At 29.9% G+C, this 6,245-nt stretch carries 2 protein-coding genes and 1 pseudogene; all 3 read left to right on the top strand.

Features of this window, described 5'->3' with window-relative positions; all coding sequences use genetic code 11:
- Window positions 1-2,551: triple tyrosine motif-containing protein (locus ACH2CG_RS03685; RefSeq protein ID WP_395062314.1), on the top strand; the 2,551-nt coding region annotated here is incomplete at its 5' end.
- Between the two features lie 254 nt (window positions 2,552-2,805).
- A complete protein-coding gene (locus ACH2CG_RS03680) occupies window positions 2,806-5,859 on the top strand; it encodes a SusC/RagA family TonB-linked outer membrane protein (RefSeq protein ID WP_395062312.1) in 3,054 nt (1,017 codons plus the stop codon).
- Between the two features lie 11 nt (window positions 5,860-5,870).
- Window positions 5,871-6,245: pseudogene (locus ACH2CG_RS03675) on the top strand (RagB/SusD family nutrient uptake outer membrane protein); the annotation flags it as partial.

The raw sequence follows: 6,245 nt of genomic DNA, 5'->3' as shown, positions 1-6,245 counted from the left end.
GATTTTTACTGGATGTTATATGGAATTTGGTTATTGGATAAGACAATCTAATGGACAATTAAAATATACATCGCTCAGTAAATCTATAAAAAATAAATTACTAGATGATGAACAGTTTTGGAATATCATAAACTACGAGCAATGGGTAGTTTTTCAATCCTTGAGCCGAATTTATATTTATGATACAAAGTCTAATACTTTTACAATAATTTCACCTAAAAATAGTATTACCAAATCATTTAAAATTAATAATTCAATTTATTTTCAGGTTTTAAATGAAGGTTTATTTGAAATTGAAAACGGTAAAAGTAAATTGGTTTCAAATAATCCAATTTTAAAGCAAAATAAGATTGTAACAATTATTGGTAAAGACGATAGTTTATATATAGAAACTCAATCTAATGGTTTTTATAAGCTTACAAACACCAATTTGACAAAATTTGTAACCGAAGCCGATACACAATTAGAATCGAGCACCATATACAATTCGCAAGTATTATCTGATGGAAGTTTTGCGATAGGTACAGTGTCTAATGGGATATACATATTGTCAGACTCTGGGAAAATAAAATATCATATAACTCAAAATAAAGGGTTGAGTAACAATACAGCTTTGTGCTTGTTTGAAGATTTAGATAAAAATCTATGGATAGGACTAGATAATGGTATAAATTGTATTAATATGCAATCTCCTGTTAAAAGTTATCTTGACGATACAGGGATTTTTGGAACAGTTTATGCCTCAATTTTATACAAGAATAATCTTTATATAGGAACCAATCAAGGCTTGTTTTGTAAAAATTATTTCAGCAATGACGAGTTTAAATTTATTGCAGGAACTAAAGGGCAAGTTTGGTCATTGTTTGAATATGACAACACTCTTTTTTGCGGACATGATTCGGGTACATTTTTAATAGAAAATCAATCGGCTAAAAATATTTTTTCGCAATCGGGAACTTGGAAATTTGAATTTGTATCAAACAATCCCAATTTAATTCTTCAAGGTAATTATTATGGAATTTCAGTACTTGAAAAAATAAATAACCAATGGAGGTTTAAAAATAAAGTTTTGGGCTTCAATTATTCATGCAAATACTTTGAAATTACTAATAAAAACGAGGTGTTTGTTAGCCATGAATACAAAGGCGTTTTTAAATTTCAATTAAATACTACTTTTGACAGAGCGTTGCATTGCACTACTTTTTCAAATCCTAAAAAAGGAAAGAATGCATCACTTACCAAATATAATAATAGTATTTATTATGCCTACAAAGAGGGAATTTTTAAATATAATGCGACAACTAAAAAGTTTCATAAAGATACATTATTGAGTTCGGTATTTGAAAAAGATGAGTTCACATCGGGTCAATTGATTGTCGATAATTCTAACAAGATATGGTTGTTTTCTAAAAATTACATACATTATTTTTCTTTAAGTAAACTTAGTTCGCAACTCAAGCAAAATACGATTCCCATTCCGTCATCATTAACTAATTCTATGTTGGGTTATGAAAATATTTCGCAATTATCTAATTCTGTTTATCTTATAGGAACAACAGATGGATATTATACTATAAATATTAACGATTTAAGTTTTAAAAACTATAGAATTTCTATTTCAAATGTAAGTACAAATAAATTAAATCAAAAATTTAATAATTGTTCTATATCACAAGCAGGAAAATTTGAATATGACGAAAACAATATATCGTTAACATACACTGTACCAGAATATAATAAATATATAAATGCAGAATATCAGTTTTCTCTAGAGGGTTTTCAAGATGAATGGAGCGAATGGAGTGCTAAATCTAACGTTAATTTTAAAAACTTACCTCCAGGAGATTATGTTTTTAAAGTTAGAGCAAAAATTGCAAATTCAACTCCAGAGAATATTGCAATTTATAGTTTTAGAATTTTGAAGCCTTGGTATGCCACTAATTTTGCAATTATTCTATATTTAATTTTGGTAGTCATAGTAGCTTATTACATCAATAAAGCCTATAAAAATAATTATCTTAGGCAAGAACAAAAATTAATAGAAGAGAACAATTTACTATTAGAAATAAAAGAACTTGAAACAGAACAGCAAATAATGAAGCTTAAAAATGAGCAACTTACACAAGATGTAGATAGTAAAAGTCGTGAATTGGCTGTTTCAACTATGAGTTTAATTAAGAAAAATGAACTTTTAGCATTGATTAAAGAAGATTTAAAGAAAACTTCAGATGAAAGTGGATCTAGAAGCATAAAATCTGTTATAACTACAATCAATAAAAACATTACAAACGAAGACACTTGGAATGTCTTTAAAGAAGCATTTGATACAGCAGATAAAGATTTTCTTAAGAAAGTAAAAGTAGCCCATCCATCATTAACGCCAAACGATTTACGACTGTGTGCTTATCTTAGATTGAATTTATCTTCTAAGGAAATTGCACCTTTATTAAATATATCTGTTAGAAGTATTGAAATAAAACGATATCGTTTGCGTAAAAAAATGGATTTACCACACGAACAAGGCCTTGTAGAGTATATTCTTTCGATATAGTAACACTACACAAGGAGTATATTTACCTATACATTACCACAACAAAATCGTTTTCGATTTTTAAATGACTTTTAAATTAGATTATGTTTTTAAAATATTTTCAGTCTTAATGATTTGTTAATACTGGTTTTTTTAAATGGAATACACAAAAAAACAGAACAATTATTACATTGTATATTTTTTGTTGTAGCACATTTTATCAAATTATCAATTTTTACCAGCTAATTTTATCATTAAATAAAACCAAACAAAATATGAAATCTAAAATTTTATTATTTGCTTTATTTCTCACATCATTTGTTGGATTCTCTCAAACAAATGAAATAAGTGGTAAGGTAATCGATGCCACATCCAATTTACCTTTACCAGGAGTAAATGTTGTCATCAAAAATTCCACTATTGGAGTTGTTACAGATCTAGACGGAAATTTTAAAATCTCAAAACTTTCCAATGATGCCGTTTTAATATTTTCCTATGTTGGATACAAAACGTATCAATACAAAGTTACTAAAAATGAGAAAGTAGTAATTAAACTTACTGATGAGGGTAAAACTCTTGAAGAGGTTGTTGTAGTTGGATATAGCACAAAAAAGAAAAAAGATGTAACAGGTGCAGTTGCTGTAATATCTGCCAAGACTATTGAAGACTTGCGTCCTATTAAAGCAGAACAAGCCTTGCAAGGCACAGTTTCGGGTGTTGTTGTTTCCTCTTCTTCAGGTTCTCCTGGTGCAGGATTTGATATTAGAATTAGAGGAATATCTACTAATGGCGCAAATGGACCATTAGTATTGATTGATGGTTATGCTGGTTCAATGGATTTGTTAAACCCTTCAGATATTGAATCTTTGACGGTTTTAAAAGATGCTCAAGCTGCTGTTTATGGTGCAATTGGTGCAAATGGTGTAGTATTGGTTACAACAAAACAAGGAAAGAAAAATAGTAAAACTAAAGTTTCATTTAATTCTAGCACTGGTTTTCAAGAGACAACTAAGAAGATGAACTTACTAAATGCAACAGAATATGCTTTGTTATTGAATGAAAGTTACTCTAATGCTGGTTTGTCAAATCCTTTTCCAGTTGTTTCTGGATTGGGTGACGGAACTAATTGGCAAAATGAAGTTTTTCAAAAAGCGGCAATTATTAGTAATGATATCTCTGTTTCTGGTGGTTCTGATAAAGTAACATATGCTTTAAGTGGTTCTAATATAAAGCAAGACGGAATTATAGGATTAGATAAATCAGGTTTTAATAGAAGCACTCTCAGATTAGCTTTGGGTGTAGATTTGTCTAATAAATTTACCCTTAGATCTAATTTTATATATACAGATTTTAACAGAAATAGTTTAAGTGAAAATGGGTTGGGTTCTGTTTTATTCAATGCCATTAACACTCCTTCAACATTATCAGTCTATGATGTAAATGGTAATTATACTTTAGTTCCTGCAGCTCAAGGTTTTGGTAACGAAGTTATAAATCCGTTAGCGCAAATTGACAATACTTACAACGATTATAATCTTAAAAAATTGAGCGGAAGTATTAAGTTAGATTATCAAGTATTTAAAGATTTGAAATTAACTTCAAGAATAGGTTTTAATTCTGCCAGAAGTACAGCTAAGTCGTTCTCGAAACAAGTTGATTATGGAAGTTTAAAAGTTTTTAATGTAACACGCAGTAGTGTGGGTCAATCTGCATTTAATTCTGGAGATTACACTTTTGATTTATTTGCTGAATATGAGAAAAAAATAGCTCAAAATCATAAAGTAAAACTAACTGTAGGATCAACGGCTTATGAATATACAGAGAAAACTTTGGGAGGAACAGGTTATGATGTGCCTTATAACTCATGGGAATTTGCAGATATTTCTCTAGCTCAAGGAACAGGTGGACTTGGCGTTAAAGATGTTTATTCTTATGGTGGAATTTATAGAAGATCTTCTTATTTTGGTACTTTAGATTATGACTATAAAGGAAAATATTTACTTTCAGGAATAGTAAGAAGAGATGTCTCTTCTCGTTTTGGACCAGAAAATAGAGTTGCCTATTTTACTTCAATACTTGGTGGATGGGTTTTATCTGAGGAAGAATTTTTAAAAGAAAGTAAATTAATAGATTTTTTAAAACTTAGAGCTAGTTATGGAACTTTAGGAAATGATGCGATAGGAGATTTTAGATACCGATCTTTGTTAAATGGCGAAGCAACTTATGTATTCAATAATGCTTTGTCTAATGGAACTGCTAATGGTGTAATTGCCAATACTAAAATTCAATGGGAAGCAGATAAAAAATTTGATGTTGGTTTAGATTTAAAAATACTAAATAATAAAATTGATATTACAGCAGACTATTTTGACGATACTCGTGCAGAACTATTAATTCAAAATGTTCCTGTTTCTGGTATTACAGGTTACAATGCACCAGGTTCTGGAGCACCAACAGTTAATGCTGGAACTGTAAGTAACAGAGGTTTTGAATTAGCGGTGAACTACAAAACAGATTTGTCTAATGATTTAAAACTTGGATTAGGTTTTAATGCTACAACTTTAAAAAATAAAGTGCTCGAAGTTAATAATGGAACTGGATACGTAGAGGGTGGTTCTTTTGGTGTTGGACAATCTCTAAGACCGACACGTATGGAAGTTGGGCAACCAATAGGTGTTTTTTATGGATATCAAACGGATGGAATTTTTCAAAATCAAGCCGAAGTTGATGCCCATCCTTCACAAGTTGCTTTAGGTGCAATTTCAGTTCCTGGTGATATTCGTTATAAAGATGTTAATGGAGACGGAATTATTAATGCAAGTGATAGAACATATATCGGAAAACCAATTGCAGATTTTACTCTTGGGTTTAATTTAAATCTTACATACAAAAACTTTGATATTGTTGCTTACACTTATGCATCTATTGGAAATGATTTAATTAGAAACTATGAAAGAACTGAAGCAAAACTTAATAAATTAAACTATGTTTTAGATAGATGGACAGGTGAAGGAACAAGTAATTCTGTTCCAAGAGTTACTGCTGGAGCTTCTACTAATAGTGTGTTTTCAGACTATTTTGTTGAAGATGCTTCTTTCGTCAGAATTCAGAATATTCAATTAGGATATTCAATTAAAGGAAAGTTAATGGATAAAGCAGGAATAACTAAATTAAGACTGTATACCTCTGTAAATAATGTTTACACTTTTACAAAATATAGAGGTTTTGATCCTGCTGCTAACAGTGGTGATCCTATTAGTGGAGGAATTGATTATGGATTTTATCCTACTCCAAGAACATTCTTAATTGGTCTAAATGCGAATTTTTAAAAAAAAATAAAATGAAAAAATATATTTTAAAAACAAGTTTAATAGTCACATTGTTAACAGGATTAACCATATCATGTTCAGATAATTATTCTGATGTAGAGCCGATATATTCTCTAGATTCTGAAAGTTATTTTAACTCTCAAACTGACTATAATAATGCACTTATAGGCGCATACGATTTATTGCATTCTTCATATATTAATGTAATGTTAGGAGAAATAGCATCAGACAATACTCTTTCTGGAGGTGAAAGTGCAACCGATACACCTGGAATTCAGCAAATTGACGAAATGACTCATACACCAGTAAATGCAAACCTAAAAAACATTTGGGATTGGATGTTTGCAGGAGTGCAACGTTGCAATTATATCATGGAGTTTAAAGAC

Source organism: Flavobacterium sp. (assembly GCF_043778725.1).
In the GTDB taxonomy this organism is placed as follows: Bacteria; Bacteroidota; Bacteroidia; order Flavobacteriales; family Flavobacteriaceae; genus Flavobacterium.
This window is presented reverse-complemented; position numbering and strand designations above follow the sequence as displayed.

What these genes read in the sequence shown, in the direction of transcription:
- ACH2CG_RS03680 (WP_395062312.1), top strand. Translation starts at nt 2,806, where the DNA reads ATGAAATCTAAAATTTTATTATTTGCTTTATTTCTCACATCATTTGTT.